This window comes from Massilia sp. Root351, assembly GCF_001425045.1.
In the GTDB taxonomy this organism is placed as follows: Bacteria; Pseudomonadota; Gammaproteobacteria; order Burkholderiales; family Burkholderiaceae_D; genus Rugamonas.
The window spans coordinates 18,752-34,768 of sequence record NZ_LMDJ01000002.1; the positions used below are offsets into that span (position 1 = coordinate 18,752).

The 16,017-nt window shown below is 66.5% G+C and carries 11 protein-coding genes; 8 read left to right on the forward strand and 3 right to left on the reverse strand.

Annotation, left to right across the window (positions count from 1 at the left end; genetic code table 11):
• Window positions 1–26 precede the first annotated feature (26 nt).
• Window positions 27–764 (forward strand): alpha/beta fold hydrolase, encoded by a 738-nt coding sequence (locus ASD15_RS05185; protein ID WP_057153756.1) that lies wholly within the window; start codon window positions 27–29, stop codon window positions 762–764.
• Here the strand turns inward: ASD15_RS05185 and ASD15_RS05190 are convergent.
• Window positions 733–4,236 carry an indolepyruvate ferredoxin oxidoreductase family protein gene (locus ASD15_RS05190; protein WP_057153757.1) on the reverse strand — a complete coding sequence of 1,168 codons (3,504 nt, stop codon included), beginning with the start codon at window positions 4,234–4,236 and terminating at the stop codon, window positions 733–735. The genes ASD15_RS05185 and ASD15_RS05190 overlap by 32 nt on opposite strands.
• 135 nt (window positions 4,237–4,371) lie before the next feature.
• Between ASD15_RS05190 and ASD15_RS05195 the strand changes: the two genes are divergently transcribed.
• Window positions 4,372–4,842, forward strand: a complete 471-nt coding sequence (locus ASD15_RS05195) for an Lrp/AsnC family transcriptional regulator (protein ID WP_057153758.1) — start codon at window positions 4,372–4,374, stop codon at window positions 4,840–4,842.
• On the opposite strand, the gene ASD15_RS05200 is transcribed toward ASD15_RS05195, so the two are convergent.
• On the reverse strand, window positions 4,805–6,001 hold the full coding sequence (locus ASD15_RS05200; protein WP_057153759.1) for a mannitol dehydrogenase family protein: 1,197 nt from the start codon (window positions 5,999–6,001) through the stop codon (window positions 4,805–4,807). The genes ASD15_RS05195 and ASD15_RS05200 overlap by 38 nt on opposite strands.
• A gap of 106 nt (window positions 6,002–6,107) precedes the next feature.
• Between ASD15_RS05200 and ASD15_RS05205 the strand changes: the two genes are divergently transcribed.
• On the forward strand, window positions 6,108–6,734 hold the full coding sequence (locus tag ASD15_RS05205; RefSeq protein ID WP_057153760.1) for a TetR/AcrR family transcriptional regulator: 627 nt from the start codon (window positions 6,108–6,110) through the stop codon (window positions 6,732–6,734).
• Window positions 6,721–7,620: an esterase family protein gene (locus ASD15_RS05210; RefSeq protein WP_057153761.1), complete on the forward strand. Its 900-nt coding sequence runs from the start codon at window positions 6,721–6,723 to the stop codon at window positions 7,618–7,620. Before ASD15_RS05205 ends, ASD15_RS05210 begins: the two co-directional genes overlap by 14 nt.
• A gap of 14 nt (window positions 7,621–7,634) precedes the next feature.
• Here ASD15_RS05210 and ASD15_RS05215 read toward each other — a convergent pair whose 3' ends face one another.
• Entirely contained in the window at window positions 7,635–8,405 is a 771-nt protein-coding gene (locus ASD15_RS05215) for a flagellar brake protein (protein ID WP_082551571.1), read from the reverse strand.
• Between the two features lie 246 nt (window positions 8,406–8,651).
• Between ASD15_RS05215 and ASD15_RS05220 the strand changes: the two genes are divergently transcribed.
• The 4 genes from ASD15_RS05220 to ASD15_RS05235 all read left to right on the forward strand — a co-directional run bounded on the left by ASD15_RS05220 (window position 8,652) and on the right by ASD15_RS05235 (window position 16,013).
• The gene (locus ASD15_RS05220) at window positions 8,652–9,980 is read left to right on the forward strand and encodes a nucleoside hydrolase-like domain-containing protein (protein WP_082551572.1); all 1,329 of its coding nucleotides are present in this window, start codon (window positions 8,652–8,654) and stop codon (window positions 9,978–9,980) included.
• A gap of 14 nt (window positions 9,981–9,994) precedes the next feature.
• Complete coding sequence (locus ASD15_RS05225; protein ID WP_082551573.1) at window positions 9,995–11,422, forward strand: DUF1593 domain-containing protein; 1,428 nt, start codon at window positions 9,995–9,997, stop codon at window positions 11,420–11,422.
• A 149-nt stretch (window positions 11,423–11,571) separates the two neighbouring features.
• The gene (gene acnB / locus ASD15_RS05230) at window positions 11,572–14,157 is read left to right on the forward strand and encodes a bifunctional aconitate hydratase 2/2-methylisocitrate dehydratase (protein ID WP_057153763.1); all 2,586 of its coding nucleotides are present in this window, start codon (window positions 11,572–11,574) and stop codon (window positions 14,155–14,157) included.
• 128 nt (window positions 14,158–14,285) lie between these two features.
• Entirely contained in the window at window positions 14,286–16,013 is a 1,728-nt protein-coding gene (locus ASD15_RS05235) for a c-type cytochrome (protein WP_057153764.1), read from the forward strand.
• Window positions 16,014–16,017 lie beyond the last annotated feature (4 nt).

Genomic DNA, 16,017 nt, shown 5'->3' on the forward strand with positions numbered 1-16,017 from the left:
GACATGTTGAGACTGGGGAGATAAAAATGCAGATGACTGTGATCCTGATTCACGGCGCCACCCTGAATGGTGCGTCCTGGGCGCCCGTGCGGCGCCACCTGGAGGGAGCGGGCCTGCGGGTGCTGACGCCGGATCTACCCGGCCACGGCAAGCGCCGGAGCGAGCGCTACAGCTTGCCCGAGGCGGTGCGCACCATCGCCGAACTGGCCGCGACGCTGGACGGCGGGCCGCTGATCCTGGCCGGCGACTCCCTGGGAGGTTATACCGCGCAGGCGGCGGCCGCCCATCTGCCGCGCGAGCAGTTGAAAGGTCTGGTGCTGGGCGGGAGCAGCCATGAATTCAGGGGCTGGCCCACCATTCCCTACCGCGCCAAGGCATTGATGTTCCGCGCCACCTTTGCGTTGAAGGACGAGCGCAAGGTGATCGAGGAAAAGGTTCCCGGCCTGCTGCGGGAGTATGGGCTGGAAGAGAGGGATGTCGCCGCCACCATGGCGGGCGGTTTCAGCCTGTCGGTCTTTCCGCAGGCGGTGGCGGCGCTGTGCGGCGTCGATTTCCGCGCCAAGCTGGCAGCGATTCCGCAGCCGGTGATGTTCATCAACGGCGACCTCGATACCAAGCATGTGCGCGGCGAAGCCGCTTACGTCGCCGCCGCGCGGGATGCGACAGTGCACCGCTTCGCCGGCTGCGACCACGGCGTGAGCCTGCGGCGCAGCGGCGAGTACGCGGAATTGGTCAGGCAGTTCGCGCAGCGCGTGGCCGCTTGATTTCCACGGTTGTTTCCACCATCGCCCCCGCATTCGCGGGGGCGGCGGCCAGCGCCGCCACCTGGCGCTGATATTGCTCCATGGCCTGGTGTTTCACGGGGCCGAAGCCGCGTATCTCCTGCGGCAGGCGCGCCAGTTCGGTGGCATGCGCCAGGTTGCCCCGCGTCAGGTTCGCTGCCGCAGCGCGCACCTGCTCTTCGAACTTCTCGGCCAGCGCGCGCTCCATGCGACGCTCTTCGGTATAGCCGAAGGGGTCGAAGCGCGTGCCGCGCAAGCCCTTCAACCCGCCCAACATGCGCAGCAGCGGGAATACCCATGGACCGAATTTGCGTTTCTGCGGCCTGCCGGTGGCGGGATCGATGCGTGACAACAGCGGCGGCGCCAGCCAGACCGACATTTTTCCGGTGCCCGAGAACTGGGCTGACAGGCTGGCTTTGAACTCGTCGCTGCCGTACAGGCGGGCGACTTCGTATTCATCCTTGTAGGCCATCAGGCGATAGGCGCTGAGGGCGGTGTGGCGGGTGAATTCACCGGCCGCGCCGGCAAGCGCCTGTTCGGCGTCGCGGGCCACCTGCACCAGTGCGCGGTAGCGGCTGGCGTAGGCTTCGTCCTGGTAGGCCGCCAGGTCCTGCGCCCGGGCGGCAATCAGTTCGTCGATCGTCATGGAGGCCGCCGTGTTTGCGGTCGCTGGTGCGGCGGTGCCCTGCAGGCGCGCCAGCAGGTCCGGGTGCTGGGCGGCGATGCGGCCCCAGGTAAAGGCGCGCCGGTTCAGCGCCACGGCGGCGCCGTTCAGTTCAATGGTGCGGTCGAGCGCGTCGAACGACAGCGGCACCAGCCCTTTTTGCCAGGCGTAGCCCAGCATCAGCGTGTGCGCGGTGACAGTGTCGCCGAACAGCGTCTGCGCCAGCGCGCTGGCGTCCAGTTCATGGAAACGGCCGGGCGCGCAACGCTGGCGCACGCGCTGCGCCATCAGGCTGGTGGGCTGGGTGGCGTCGCGCTGGCTTACCACGGCCGATGTCGGCGTTTCGCCGGTGTTCAGCACTGCGGCGCTGCGCGCCGGCGACAGGCGGCCGGCATTGTCGGCCGCTGCCGCCACCACCATGTCCGCGCCCAGCAGCAGGTCGGCGGCGCCGGGGCCGATGCGCACCGCGCTGATCATGCCGGGCGAGGGCGCGATGCGCACCTGGCTGACCACGGCGCCGTTCTTCTGCGCCAGGCCGGTGAAATCGAGCACCGTGGAGCCCATGCCTTCCAGGTGGGCCGCGCCGCCGATCAGGGCGCCCATGGTCAGCACGCCGCTGCCGCCGATGCCGGTCACGAGCACATTGAAGTGCCCGTCCAGGGCGGGGACGCGTGGCGCCGCCAGGGCGGCCCCCAGTTCGGTTTCCATCGCCTGCATGCGGGCCGCGTCGGGCTTGCGCAGCTGGGCGCCCTCGATTTCGACGAAGCTCGGGCAGAAGCCCTTGACGCACGAGAAGTCCTTGTTGCAAGCGCTCTGGTTGATCTTGCGCTTGCGCCCGAACGCCGTTTCCAGCGGCTCGATGGAGATGCAGTTCGACTGCACCGAGCAGTCGCCGCAGCCTTCGCACACGCGCTGGTTGATGAACACGCGCTTGTCCGGGTCCGGCATTTCCTTGCGCTTGCGGCGGCGCCGCTTCTCGGCCGCGCAGGTTTGCTCGTAGACGATGGCCGTCACCCCGGCAATTTCGCGCAGTTCGCGCTGTACGGCGTCGAGCTCGCTGCGGTCGTGCACCGTGACGCCCGGTGCCAGCTCCGCGTCGCCTTGCCAGCGCTGCGGGTTGTCCGACACCAGCGCGATGCGCAGCACGCCCTCGGCGTCGAGCTGGCGCGTGATGCGCGCCGGATCGATCACGCCTTCGGCCGCCTGGCCGCCGGTCATGGCGACGGCGTCGTTGTACAGGATCTTGTAGGTGATGTTCGCCTTGGCCGCTACCGCAGCGCGTATCGCCAGCAGGCCGGAATGCTGGTAGGTGCCGTCGCCCAGGTTCTGGAACATGTGCGCAGTGGCGGAGAACGGCGCGGCGCCCAGCCATTGCGCGCCTTCGCCGCCCATCTGTGAAAAGGTGGAGGTCTTCAGTTCGGGCTGCGCCAGCGACATCACATGGCAGCCGATGCCGCCGCCGGTGCGCGAACCTTCCGGCGTCCTGGTCGAGGTATTGTGCGGGCAGCCGGAGCAGAAGTAGGGCGCGCGGATCGGGATCACCGCCGCGCTTACCGGATGGTGCGCCGCCTCCAGCGCCTGCAGGCGCTCGCGCAGCAGCGGCAGCGCATCGCCAAAGCGGGCGGCGAGGGCGCGCGCCACCATCAACGGCGTGAACTCGGATATTTCGGGCAGCACGGTGGGACCGGCGCCGGCATGCTTGCCGCTGATGCGCGGACGGTGCGTGTCCGGCAGGCCGTACAGCGCCTCTTTCAGCTGGGTCTCCACGTTGGCGCGCTTTTCCTCGATCACCAGCACTTCCTCGTTGCCCTCCGCGAAAGCGGCGGCGCCGTCGGTTTCCAATGGCCAGCTCATGGCGACCTTGTAGACTGAGATTCCCATGGCGCGCAGGTCGGCGCTGCCCAGGCGCAGCTCATCGAAAGCCTGCATCAGGTCCTGGTGCGCCTTGCCGACGGTGATGATGCCGAAGCGGCGCTGCGGGGCCGCGACGATGGTGCGGTCAAGCCGGTTGGCCTTGGCCCACGCGCGCGCGGCGGGCAGGCGTTCTTCGATCAGGCGGCGTTCCAGTTCCGCGCGCTGGCCGGGCCAGGCGATGCCCGGGTCCCAGTTCAGGCCATGCGCCGGCAACGCGTGCTCGGGAGTGATGAAGGGGGCGGGCGGGTCGAGGTCGAAGGCGGCGGCGGTTTCCACCACTTCGGCGATGGTCTTCAGGCCGACCCACAGGCCGCAGTAGCGCGACAAGGCAATGCCGGCCAGCCCGAGTTCAATCACTTCGCGCACGCTGGCAGGCTGTAGCACGGGCATCGAGGCGGAGTGGAAAATGCCATCGGTCTGGTGCGGATACATCGAGGACTGCGCCGCGTGGTCGTCGCCGGACACCGCCAGCACGCCGCCAAGCGGCGAGGTGCCAAGCATGTTCGCGGTACGGAACACGTCGCCGGTGCGGTCCACGCCCGGACCCTTGCCGTACCAGATGCCGAACACGCCGTCGACCTTGGTTTCGCCGTACGCCTTGTGCATTTGCGCGCCCCACAGCGCGGTTGCCGCAAGGTCTTCGTTCAGGCCGGGCTGGAACACGATGTCGTGCGCGGCGAGGTCTTTCTGCGCTTTCCACAACTGCTGGTCGTAGGCGCCCAGCGGCGAGCCGCGATAGCCGGACACCAGGCCGCCGGTGCTCAAGCCTTGCGCCCGGTCCATCTGCCGCTGCAGCATCGGCAGCATGACCAGGGCCTGGATGCCCGTCAGGAAAATGCGTCCCTGCGTGTTCGCGTAAATGCTGTTCGCCGCCATGATTTTTTGTCCCGTTAGAGTTCTGTCTGTATATCGATTTTAGGGCGGAGCTTTGAGTAAATGGGACTGAAACAGCTTATACAAAAGCGTAAAATTAGTTAGAATTGCCAGGATAGGCAAATACTGTAGGTGAATATGACTAATGCTGCGGATCTTGATAAGACCGACCTGAAAATCCTCAAGGAGCTGGCGCTGGATGGCCGCATCGCGTGGAGCGCACTGGCCGACAAGGTGGGGCTGTCGCTGACGCCGACGCTGCGCCGTGTGCGCCAGCTGGAAGAGAGCGGATTGATACGCGGCTACGTGGCGCAGCTGGATGAAGCGCGCCTGGCCGGGCGCATGACGGTGTTCGTCTCGGTGACGCTGACCAGCCAGGCGGAAGAAGTGATTGCGCGCTTTGAAGAGCTGATTGCGCTCGCGCCGGAAGTGATGAGCTGCTTTCTGATGACGGGCGATGCCGACTACAACCTGCGCGTGGTGGTGGCCGACCTGGACGCCTACCACCACTTTCTGACGCGCACGCTGACCCGCATCCCCGGCGTGGCGCACATCAAGTCGAGCTTCGCGCTTAAAACGGTGCTGATGCGAGCTTCGCCGCTGCTGTAGCGATGGCCGCGCGCACTTGCGCATTCTGCACGCAGAACGGATCGAGTCGCACCTCCCCGTAGAGGCGGATGTACAGTGCCGGCAGCATGGCCGCCGCGTCCAGCGGCAGGCCGAGGCGGACCCGGTCCATTAACGTCGGCACGATGAAGCCGGACAGCTTGGCCGCGCTATCGGCCAGCACGCGGTCCACCGTGTCTTCGATGGCAGCGCTGGCAAAGCGCTCGATGACCGCGTCGCGGTAGGCGGCGAGATCGATCGGGCTGGGACGCAGGCAGTCGAACACCGCCCCGGTCACATACTCGTGCACCAGCGCGCGGATGCGCGGGTCGGCCAGGCAGGCGTGGATGGTGGCGTGTCCGGCCAGAGCGCCGGCCCACGCGGCGCAGCTGTGGCTGGCATTCAGGATGCGGATCTTCGCTTCCTCGTACGGCGCCACCGACGCCACCATTTGCACCCCAACGCCGGCCCAGTCGGGGCGGCCGTTGCAGAAGTTGTCCTCCACCACCCATTGCAGCCAGGTTTCGCTGCCTACCGCCGCTGCGTCGTCGATGCCGGTGGCGGCCTTCACCCGTTCGCGCAAGGCCGGCGTCGGGCGCGGCGTGATGCGGTCCACCATCGCATTCGGGCAGCTCGTGTTCGATTCCGCCCACGCCGCCAGATCCGGTTCGTTGGCCGCCGCCAGATACTGCTGCAGGCCGCGCCTTACGGTATCGCCGTTGTGGCGCAGATTGTCGCAGGACAGCAACGTCACGGCTCCATGCCCGCCGGCGCGGCGCGCGCGCAGTATCCCGGCCAGCACGCCGTACAGCGCCGCGCCGCTGTCGGGGCCATATCCGCTTTCCGTCACGGTGAACGAAATGATGCGCGTAGCGGGATCGGCCCCGATCGCCGTCAGCGCGGCGTTGCCTGGTACATGGGGCAGGGCGCGTCCGATCGCCGTGATGCGCCGGTAGCTGCGCTGGCCGGACGGCGACACGGTCTCCAGCATGTAGGCGTTGCCCTGCGCCCGCATGGCGGCGGCCGGATCGTTGGCATCGGGGCGGATGTTCCCGCTGGCGAGGGTCCAGCTGCGGTCGCCCCGGTCGTGCAGCGCCTGCAGGTATACCGCCTGGTGCGCGCGGTGGAAATTGCCGAGGCCCAGATGAAGGATGGTTGGCATAGGCTGTAGGATAGGTTTTGTGTTATTTCAAAGAATGGTGATGCGTTCGGTGAAATTCTACAGTAACATGTATGACAGGTTGCGTTTATTTTGAAGGGGAATCGCCATGGTTCATGCCAGTAAATCCGCCTCTACCCGGGCCGCCATTCTCGACCACGCGCTCAGCGTCGCCAGCCACGAAGGGCTGGAGTCGCTCACCCTGGGCACCATTGCCGACTCGCTCAAGATGAGCAAGAGCGGCGTCGTGGCACGCGTCGGTTCGCGGGAGACGCTGCAGCTCGCCGTGCTGGACCAGTACCGGCAGCGCTTCGAGGCCGAGGTCATCGCGCCGGCGCGCTGCAGCGTGCCGGGCCTGGCGCGCTTGCGGCGGCTGTTCGCCATGAGCCTGGAGCAGGTGGCGTCGGGCCAGTCGGCGGGCTGTTTCTATATCAGTTGCGCCGCCGAGTACGACGACCGCCCCGGCTCCGTGCGCCTCGAACTGGCCAGCAGCGTGGCCGCGTGGCGCGCCGCCTTCGAGCAATGCGCGGAGCAGGCCATCGCCGCAGGCCAGCTGGCGGCGGGCACTTGCCCGGACCAGCTGGTGTTCGAGGTCTACGCGCTGCTGCTGGCGGCGCAACACGACACGCGCCTGCTCGAACGCAGCGATGGCGTCGCGCGCGCCACAGCGGGATTTGAACGCATCATGTCGCGCTGCATGGCGCAGCCGGAGGAAGCGCAGCATGGACACGAATGACACGGCCCGGCAGGCGGTGATGGCCGCGCTGGCGGCGCAGTTGCCCGGCATACCCGAGCGGGACCTGCCGCGCTTTGCCGCGTCGTTGCTGGTGGCCGGGCAGTACGCGGCGCCCGCCGTCGATGCCGGCGTGCCTGCGGGCAGGCTGAGCGCCGGGCGCCATTGCAGCACCTCGCTGTATCCCGGCGTGGAGCGCGGCTACACCCTGTATGTGCCGCAGCAATATGACGCGCGGCGGCCAGCCGCCCTGATGGTGTTCCAGGACGGCGCGCGCTATCTGGGCCAGGAAGCGAATGCCGCGCGCATCCTGGACATGCTGATTGCCAGCGGGGAGATGCCCGTCACCATCGCGCTGTTTGCCGAACCAGGCGAGCGGGGCCCCGGCTTGCCCATCTATGGCGGCACCGATAACCGCAGCGTTGAATACGATGCGCAGGGCGACCGCTACGTGCGTTTCCTGCTGGAGGAATTGCTGCCGCAGGCGACGGCCGGATACAGCCTCTCGTCCGATCCCGCACAGCGCGCCATCGCCGGGATCAGCTCAGGCGGCGCCTGTGCCTTCAACGCCGCCTGGGCACGCCCGGACCAGTTTGGAAAAGTGATGAGCCACTGCGGCAGTTTCGTCGGCATCCGGGGCGCCGACAGCTGCGCGGCGCGCGTGCGGTGCGAGGCGGCTCGGCCGTTGCGCGTGTACCTGCAAAGCGGAGAGCATGACCTCGACATCGTGTTTGGCAACTGGCTGCTGGCCAACCGCACACTCGCCGGCGCGCTCGCGTACCGCGACTATGACCACTGCCTGCTGGTCGGGCAGGGCGGCCATTCGCTCGAACACGGCGGCGCGGTGCTGGCGGATGGCTTGCGCTGGCTGTGGCGCGCTGCTGTCTGACCGCTGCCTATTTTTCAGCGCGGGCGGATGGGGTGGTTCATCTTGTCGATCAAACTGGATATTTCGCGCTCGGTCGCCGATGCCATATTCATGAATTTGCAGCCTACGTGGAGCTGTTCGCCGAGCAGGAAGGAGCGGTAGGAGCGGGTGAGGCGCACTTCCAGGTCCGCGACGATGACGGTCTGCGGACCCAGTTCGAGCCGCACGTCGAGCAGCTTGCGGCCTTTGATAAGGCCGCGTGCTGCGTGCTTGGCGCAGCGCAGGCCCACGCCGCCCAGCGACAGATCGTACAGCGGCAGCTCGTACGGCGCACCGTTGACCACGAAGGAGGCGGTGAAATTCGCGCCCAGCGGCGTCTCCAGCCGCTCGCTGGCGCGCCGGTTCAGCACGTCGCAGGTTTCCGGGAAGGTCATCGGAATCCGCGCCGGCAGGCCGGGCTGCGATCGCCACTCGGGCTCTGTCAGGCTGAACTGCATCTTGGCGTTGCGCAGCCAGGCGACAAAGGTGACTTTTCCCGGCGGCAGAATTTCGCCCTGGTTCAATTCCATCACAAAGTGCGGCAGCTCGGGGTCGACCGAGAAGATGCGCCCCAGCACCGCCTTGCGGCTGCCCGCCGCGTACATTGAAATCGCATCCCCTGATTCCGCCAGCAGCGTCAGCGCGTCGCCGATTTCGTCGATGTCCGCTATCTCGTGCGGCCTCATGGCGGCCGGAATTGGCTCGATTGCGTCTTGCGGCCGAGGCGGGCCCTTGCGGATCAGCAGGATGTGTTCGTTTAATTGCATATTTTTTATGGATGAACGTTTAATTTCAATGTAGATATGCAGCTCACATAGTCTATAAGCTAATCTTGTATTTTCATTGCGCTAAAGCAATAAACTTGAATTTCAGCCATAAACTGTGGCGAAAACCACACTCGCGGCTGAAACGGTGCTGCCGATATATTGGCCTGACCGGTTTGACAATTGGTCTAATAGGTTTGTAGAATGGATGCGCAATCTCCGCCACGCCCGCTACCAGACAGGAAGACCATGAAGCTATCTCCAACCGTATCGGCGCCGCGCCGCGCGCTGCTCAAAGGGGCCGTGTCGGCCGGGCTGGTGGCGGCTGCCGGCAAGCCGCTGGCGCAAGCCGCCGGCACAGCGCGCAGGCGCGTGATCGTATCGACCGACATCGGCGGTACCGACTTCGATGATTTCCAGTCCTTGGTGCACCTGCTGTTGTACAGCGACATGCTGGACCTGGAAGGCATGATCGCCTCGCCATGGGGCGAGGGGCGCAACCGCAAGCAGCATCTTCTGAGCCTGATTTCAGTCTACGAGCAGGATTATCCCAAGCTGCGCACATGGTCGCCGCACTATCCCGCTCCCGAACGGCTGCGCGCCATTTCCAAACAGGGCGGCACGGACCTCGCGGGGCCGCATGGCTGGGGGCAGGCCACCGAAGGCTCCAGCTGGATCATCGAGCGCGCGCGCAGCAGCGATCCGCGCCCGCTCTGGGTACTGCTGTGGGGCGGCTTCGAAGACCTGGCGCAGGCGCTGCATGATGCGCCTGACATCAAGGGCAAACTGCGCGTGTACATGATAGGGGGGCCGAACAAGAAGTGGTCTACCAATGCCTATGACTACATCGCGCGCACCCATCCGGACTTGTGGATTATCGAGAACAATGCGAGCTACCGGGGCTGGTTCACCGGCGGGCAGCAGTCGGGCGATCTTGGCAATGTCTCCTTCGTCCAGCAGCACGTGAAAGGCAAGGGCGCGTTGGGCGACTACTTCACCACCATCGCGCCGCAGATCAAGATGGGCGATACGCCGTCGCTGAGCTATGTATTGGGCGCCAATCCTGAACAGCCGGGCGCAGGCGGCTGGGGGGGACGTTTCGTGCGCGCATGGGACCGGCCGCGTGTCACGTTTACCGCACCGCCCACGGAGGCGGACGTGGTGGAAACCTTCGCCATCGTCGAGCTGGTGTACCGCCCCGCCGGCGCCGAACCAGAGCGGGCGCAAGCCACGCTGGTGGTGGACAATCAGGAATTCAACGGCTACCGCGATGCCGGCGGCGCCTGGCGCTTCCTGTTTTCCCCGAAAGAGGCCAAGGCTTGGCGCTACCGCATCGAGAGTAATCATCCCGGCCTGGCCGGACAGACGGGCGGCTTCACTTCGCGCAACGCCGCACCGGAGCAGGCGCGGCATCCGTCCGCGCGCTATCCCAACTGGTGGACCGACGATCCTGCGCCGGAATTCAGCGTCGGCCCGCACCAGGGCGCACAAACGGTCAGCCGCTGGCGCGCCGGCTTCCTGCGCGACTTCGCCGCGCGCCTGCTGCGCGCGCAAGCGGCCGCCCCCGCCAAGCTGTGAACGGACCCTGACTGATGAAGAAACTTCTGCTTTCCATGCTGCTGGCCGCTGCCACGGCTTATGCGCCCGGCGCCTGCGCGGCCGACAAACCGCGCGTGATGGTGCTCACCGATATCGAGAACGAGCCGGACGACGCCATGTCGCTGGTGCGCTTCCTGGTCTACGCCAATCAGTTCGACATCGAGGGTCTTGCCGCCACCACTTCGGTGCACCAGCGCGGCCGCGTCGCGCCGCAGCGCATCCGCCAGATCGTCACGGCCTACGGCAAGGTGCGCAACAACCTGGAATTGCATGAACCCGGTTTCCCAACTGGCGAGGCGCTGCTGGCGCGGGTGAGCGAAGGCTTGCCCGTGTATGGCATGGAAGGGGTAGGCGAGGGCAGGGATTCGTCGGCCTCCGAGCAGCTGATACGGGCGGTGGACCGCGACGATGCGCGTCCGCTGTGGGTACCCGTCTGGGGCGGGTCCAGCGTGCTGGCGCAAGCGCTGTGGAAGGTGCGCGCCACGCGCTCGCCGGAAGCGCTGGCGCGTTTCGTCGCCCGACTGCGCGTCTACGCCATTTCCGATCAGGACGACAGCGGCCCCTGGCTGCGCGAAAACTTCCCGCGCCTGTTCTATATCGTCAGCCCCGGCATCAACGCCAGCGGGGGCTACCACCACGCCGCATGGTCCGGCATCGCCGGGGACAACTTCCATGGCCGCTTTGCCGGCGGCGATGCGCTGATCGTGTCCAATGAATGGCTGGAGCACAACGTGCGGCGCAAGGGGCCGCTGGGCGCCGAGTATCCGCATTGGGAGTTCATGATGGAGGGCGACACGCCGTCTTTCCTGAACCTGGTCAATAACGGACTGAGCAACCCCGAACGCCCCGACTGGGGCGGCTGGGGCGGCCGCTACGAGCTGTACACGCCGCGCAAGGAGCGCTGGTTTGTCCAGCCGGAAACGCGTCCGATCTGGGCCGACACGCAGGACGAGGTGCTGGGCGCGGACGGCAAGTGGCATACCTCCAACCACGCCACCATCTGGCGCTGGCGCGCCGCCTTCCAGAACGATTTCGCCGCCCGCATGGACTGGACCGTCAAACCGTACGCGGGCGCCAACCATCCGCCGGTGCCCCGCCTGGGCCATGCCGCCCAGCTCACCGCCCGGCGCGGCGCGCGCGTGGACCTGAGCGCCGAGGGCAGCAGCGATCCGGATGGCCACAGCCTGTCGTATGCGTGGTTTGCGTATGCGGAGGCCGGCACCATGGTGGTGTCCAGCGGCCGCTCGGGGCAGCCCGTCGAGATCAGCGGCCATGACCAGCAGAAGGCATGGTTTACCGTGCCGACCACGCGCGTGCTGCCGCCGGGGACGGGCACCCTGCACGTCATCCTGGCCGTGACCGACCACGGCACGCCGCGCCTGACGCGCTATCAGCGGGTGATCGTCAACGTGGTCCCCTGACCGCTGCGTTGGTTGCTGCGCGGACACGAAACGAAGGACTTTCTCTCGTCTTATGTCTTATAGAAGACTTGTTGAGGTACAATAGCGCACACACTCGGCGGCCGCGCTCGCGCGACCCCTGCTATTAACCCTCACTGAAAGAGTCTTTCATGTTAGCTGCTTACCGCGAACACGTCGCTGAACGTGCTGCCCTCGGCATTCCTGCACTGCCGCTTTCGGCTGCCCAGACCACCAGCCTGGTTGAGCTGCTGATCAATCCGCCGGCTGGCGAAGAAGCCTTCCTGGTCGACCTGATCACCTACCGCGTGCCGGCCGGCGTGGACGATGCCGCCAAGGTCAAGTGCGCCTTCCTGGCAGCCGTTGCCAAAGGCACGGAAACCAGCCCGCTGATTTCGCGCGAACTGGCTACCCGCCTGCTGGGCACCATGCTGGGCGGCTTCAACATCAAGCCGATGATCGACCTGCTGGACGACGCGGTGGTTGGCGCCGTGGCCGCCGAAGGCCTGAAGAAAACCCTGCTGATGTTCGATTACTTCCACGACGTGAAGGAACTGGCGGACAAGGGCAGCGAGCGCGCCAAAGACGTGATCCAGTCCTGGGCCAACGCCGAGTGGTTCACCTCGCGTCCCGAAGTGCCGCAAAGCCTGACCCTGACCGTGTTCAAGGTCTCCGGCGAAACCAACACCGACGACCTGTCGCCGGCGCCGGACGCCACCACCCGTCCCGACATCCCGCTGCACGCGCTGGCCATGCTGAAGAACGCCCGTCCAGGCATCAACCCGGACGAGCCGGGCCAGATCGGCCCGATCAAGCAGATCGAAGCGCTGAAAGCCAAGGGCCACCTGGTTGCCTACGTGGGCGACGTGGTCGGCACCGGCTCTTCCCGCAAGTCCGCCACCAACTCGGTGCTGTGGTTCACCGGCGAAGACATTCCATTCATCCCGAACAAGCGCTTCGGCGGCGTGTGCCTGGGCGCCAAGATCGCGCCGATCTTCTACAACACCATGGAAGACGCCGGCGCGCTGCCGATCGAACTGGACGTGTCGCAGATGGAAATGGGCGACGTGATCGAACTGCGCCCGTTCGAAGGCAAAGCGCTGAAGAACGGCGAAGTGATCGCCGAGTTCAAGGTCAAGTCCGACGTGCTGTTCGACGAAGTGCGCGCCGGCGGCCGCATTCCGCTGATCATCGGCCGCGGCCTGACCTCCAAGGCGCGCGAAGCGCTGGGCCTGGCCCCTTCGACCCTGTTCCGCCTGCCGCAGAACCCGGCCGACACCGGCCGTGGCTACACCCTGGCGCAGAAGATGGTTGGCCGCGCCTGCGGCATGCCTGAAGGCAAGGGCATCCGCCCAGGCACCTACTGCGAACCGAAGATGACCACCGTCGGCTCCCAGGACACCACCGGCCCGATGACCCGCGACGAGCTGAAAGACCTGGCTTGCCTGGGCTTCTCGGCCGACCTGGTGATGCAGTCGTTCTGCCACACCGCCGCCTACCCGAAAGTGGTGGACGTCAAGACCCACCGCGAACTGCCGGCTTTCATCGAAAACCGTGGCGGCGTAGCGCTGCGCCCGGGCGACGGCGTGATCCACTCGTGGCTGAACCGCCTGCTGCTGCCGGACACCGTCGGCACCGGCGGCGACTCGCACACCCGCTTCCCGATCGGCATCTCGTTCCCTGCGGGTTCGGGCCTGGTGGCCTTCGCCGCCGCCACCGGCGTGATGCCGCTGGATATGCCTGAATCGGTGCTGGTGCGCTTCAAGGGCGAAATGCAGCCTGGCGTGACCCTGCGCGACCTGGTCAACGCGATCCCGCTGTACGCCATCCAGCAAGGCATGCTGACCGTGGACAAGAAAGGCAAGAAGAACATCTTCTCCGGCCGCATCCTGGAAATCGAAGGCCTGCCGAAGCTGAAGGTCGAGCAAGCGTTCGAACTGTCCGACGCCTCGGCCGAGCGTTCCGCCGCCGGCTGCACCGTGCACCTGGATAAGGAGCCGATCATCGAGTACATGAACTCGAACATCACCCTGATGAAGTGGATGATCGCCACCGGCTACCTGGACAAGCGCACGCTGGAACGCCGCATCCAGGCCATGGAAGCGTGGCTGGCCAAGCCCGAGCTGCTGTCGCCGGACGCGGACGCCGAGTACGCCGCCGTCATCGAAATCGACCTGGCCGACATCCACGAGCCTATCGTGGCATGCCCGAACGACCCGGACGACGTGAAGACCCTGGCGGACGTGGCCGGCGCCAAGATCGACGACGTGTTCGTCGGCTCCTGCATGACCAACATCGGCCACTTCCGCGCCGCCTCCAAGGTACTGGAAGGCAAGTCCGATATTCCAGTCCGCCTGTGGATCGCGCCGCCGACCAAAATGGACGCGCAAGTGCTGACCTCGGAAGGCCACTACGGCACCCTGGGCCGTACCGGCGCGCGCATGGAAATGCCGGGCTGCTCGCTGTGCATGGGCAACCAGGCGCAGATCCGCAAGGGCGCCACCGTGATGTCGACCTCGACCCGCAACTTCCCGAACCGCCTGGGCATCGACACCAACGTCTACCTCGGTTCGGCCGAGCTGGCAGCGGTGTGCTCGGCGCTGGGCCGCATCCCGACCAAGGCGGAATACATGTCGCAGATCGGCGTCATTGCGGACAACGCGGACCAGATCTACCGTTACATGAACTTCGACCAGATCGCGGAATTCCGCGACGTGGCCGATGCTGTGAAAGCCTGAGTCTCCCCTGACTGAGTGAAAAGTCGCCGCTAGCCGGCGATTTTTCATTTGCGCAAACAATCATTTTTGTGAGCCGGATTGCGGCGCCTTTGAAGGGATAATTCCCTATCTACCTAAGCGCGCACAATATGGCCAACTACCGCTCACGCCTGCTGGTTTCGCTCTCCGCCGCAGTCGCCGTTGCCGTCGCTGCAACCCCGCTTGCCGCCATCGCCACGCCACCCGACGGCGCCCGCCTGTTCGCTTCCAACTGCGCCATGTGCCATAGCGCGACGCCGGACCTGCAGCCGCTTGCCGGGCCGGGCTTGTTCAACGTGCTGGGGCGGCGTATCGCCGGCGCGCCCGGCTATGCCTATTCCAAAGCCCTGGCCGCAGCGGGCAGTAGCGGCCGCGCGTGGAGCGACAGCGAACTTGACCGGTATATACTCGATCCGGCCGCCCATACGCCCGGCACCACGATGCCCATGAGCGTGCCGGACCAGGCCGATCGCGCGGCGCTGATCGGCTACCTGAAAACGCTTGCGGGCAAGCAGGCGCCGCCTGCCAGGGCCTTGGCTGCACCAGTATCGGCAGCGAAGGGCGGCGGCGACTGGAGCGCGGACCAGCCGGGACGCATCCACCAGGTGCGCGCCGACCAGCTGGCGGCGCCGTTCGCCACGTCCAGCGCGGGCAACAATCCGCAGACGGTGCAACGCCCGAAAGACACGCTGCCCGCCGTTCCGCCCGGCTTCAAAGTGAACCTGTGGGCCACCGATCCGGACAAGGGCCGCCTGCTCGTCAAGGCCCCCAACGGCGACCTGTTCATGTCCTCCATGCCGAAGCGCCTGATGAAGGTGTTCCGCTCCTCCACCGGCGAGCAGGCCGACACGGTCAGCGTGTTCGCGTCTGGCCTGAACCGCCCGTTCGGCTTTGCGTTCTGGCCCGTGGGGCCGAACCCGCAATACCTGTACGTCGCCTACGTCAATTCCATCGTGCGCTTCCCGTACAAGAACGGCGACCTGGTGGCCAGCGCCGCGCCGGAAGTGGTGGTGCCGTCGCTGGTGGCCGCGCCGGGATCGCACACCACCCGCACGCTCGCCTTCTCGGCCGACAGCAAGACCATGTATGTGTCGATCGGCTCGGCCTCGAATATCGGCGAACGGATAGAGCGACGTGCGCCCGAACCGCTGCCGGACTGGGAGGCGAAGCACGGACTGGGCGGCGCCTGGGGCGACGAGACCGACCGTGGCGTGGTCCTGGCCTTCGACCCGGACGGCGGCAACCGCCGCACCCACGCCACCGGCTTGCGCAACTGCGTGGGCATGTACCGGCACCCGGCAACCGACGACCTGTTTTGCAGCGTGAATGAGCGGGACCTGCTGGGCGACAACCTGCCGCCCGACTACCTGACGCGCGTGCCGCGCGGCGCCTTCTTCGGCTGGCCGTGGTACTACATCGGCGCCAACGAAGAGCCTCGCCTGCAAGGCATCCGCCCGGACCTGAAGGACAAGGTCAGCAAGCCGGATCTTCTGGTGACGGCGCATTCCGCGCCGTTGGGCATGGTGGCGTACGAAGCCGGCGCCGGCGCGCGCAGCCGCTTCCCGGCCGACTACAACGGCGACATGTTCCTGGCGCTGCACGGCTCCTGGAACCGCGCCACGCGCACCGGCTCGAAAGTGGTGCGCGTGTTCATGAAGCACGGCGTGCCAACCGGTTCCTACCAGGACTTCGCCACTGGCTTCGTGGTCAGCGACCGCGAAGTGTGGGGCCGGCCGTCCTCGGTGGCGGTGCAGGACGACGGTTCTCTGCTGATCGTCGACGATGTCACCGGCGAAATCTGGCGCGTGGCGCCGGCCAACACAAATCCTGCGCAATAAAGGC

Excerpts from the sequence above, each read along its gene's own strand:
- ASD15_RS05185 (WP_057153756.1), top strand. The coding sequence starts at position 27 with ATGCAGATGACTGTGATCCTGATTCACGGCGCCACCCTGAATGGTGCG.
- ASD15_RS05190 (WP_057153757.1), bottom strand. The coding sequence starts at position 4,236 with ATGGCGGCGAACAGCATTTACGCGAACACGCAGGGACGCATTTTCCTG.
- ASD15_RS05195 (WP_057153758.1), top strand. The coding sequence starts at position 4,372 with ATGACTAATGCTGCGGATCTTGATAAGACCGACCTGAAAATCCTCAAG.
- ASD15_RS05200 (WP_057153759.1), bottom strand. The coding sequence starts at position 6,001 with ATGCCAACCATCCTTCATCTGGGCCTCGGCAATTTCCACCGCGCGCAC.
- ASD15_RS05205 (WP_057153760.1), top strand. The coding sequence starts at position 6,108 with ATGGTTCATGCCAGTAAATCCGCCTCTACCCGGGCCGCCATTCTCGAC.
- ASD15_RS05210 (WP_057153761.1), top strand. The coding sequence starts at position 6,721 with ATGGACACGAATGACACGGCCCGGCAGGCGGTGATGGCCGCGCTGGCG.
- ASD15_RS05215 (WP_082551571.1), bottom strand. The coding sequence starts at position 8,405 with ATGCAATTAAACGAACACATCCTGCTGATCCGCAAGGGCCCGCCTCGG.
- ASD15_RS05220 (WP_082551572.1), top strand. The coding sequence starts at position 8,652 with ATGAAGCTATCTCCAACCGTATCGGCGCCGCGCCGCGCGCTGCTCAAA.
- ASD15_RS05225 (WP_082551573.1), top strand. The coding sequence starts at position 9,995 with ATGAAGAAACTTCTGCTTTCCATGCTGCTGGCCGCTGCCACGGCTTAT.
- acnB (WP_057153763.1), top strand. The coding sequence starts at position 11,572 with ATGTTAGCTGCTTACCGCGAACACGTCGCTGAACGTGCTGCCCTCGGC.
- ASD15_RS05235 (WP_057153764.1), top strand. The coding sequence starts at position 14,286 with ATGGCCAACTACCGCTCACGCCTGCTGGTTTCGCTCTCCGCCGCAGTC.